Source organism: Dyadobacter sp. UC 10, from assembly GCF_008369915.1.
In the GTDB taxonomy this organism is placed as follows: domain Bacteria; phylum Bacteroidota; class Bacteroidia; order Cytophagales; family Spirosomataceae; genus Dyadobacter.
The window spans coordinates 1-511 of record NZ_VSRN01000012.1 but is presented as its reverse complement, the minus strand read 5'-3'; the positions used below and the strand labels follow the sequence as shown (position 1 = coordinate 511).

General features: G+C 59.3%; 1 protein-coding gene. It reads right to left on the bottom strand.

Translation table 11 applies throughout. The annotated features are described in order from the left end of the window. Positions 1–24: 24 nt before the first annotated feature. Entirely contained in the window at positions 25–330 is a 306-nt protein-coding gene (nuoK, locus tag FXO21_RS28615; protein ID WP_149643685.1) for an NADH-quinone oxidoreductase subunit NuoK, read from the bottom strand. Positions 331–511: the final 181 nt, after the last annotated feature.

Genomic DNA, 511 nt, shown 5'->3' with positions numbered 1-511 from the left:
GCCTTATAGAGGAACATGAGCCACTCAGCCCTTCATCATATTGACGTCTTCGACCGCGATCGAGCCGCGGTTGCGGTAGAAGACAACGAGAATTGCAAGACCGATCGCCGCTTCGGCAGCCGCGACCGTCAGGATGAACAGCGCGAAGACCTGGCCGACGATGTCGTTCAGGAAGGAGGAGAAGGCGACCATGTTGATGTTGACGGCGAGCAGGATCAGTTCGATCGACATCAGGATGATGATGACGTTGCGGCGGTTCAGGAAAATCCCGACGATCGCGATCGCAAAGAGGATCGCGCCGAGCACGAGGTAATGAGCAAGAGTCAGCATGTTTTCTTTTCCTCCGCTTAGCCGTTGGTGCCCGAACCGGCTTCGCTCTGCGCCGTTTCCGGCTGCGGCTTGTCCGCTTCCATCTTCACGAGGCGCACGCGGTCGTTGCGGCGCACCTTGACCTGATCCGACACACGCTGGCGCTTGCTGTCCTTGCCCTTGCGCTCGGTCAGCCCGATCG

Coding starts and splice junctions, on each gene's coding strand:
- nuoK (WP_149643685.1), bottom strand. CDS start 330: ATGCTGACTCTTGCTCATTACCTCGTGCTCGGCGCGATCCTCTTTGCG.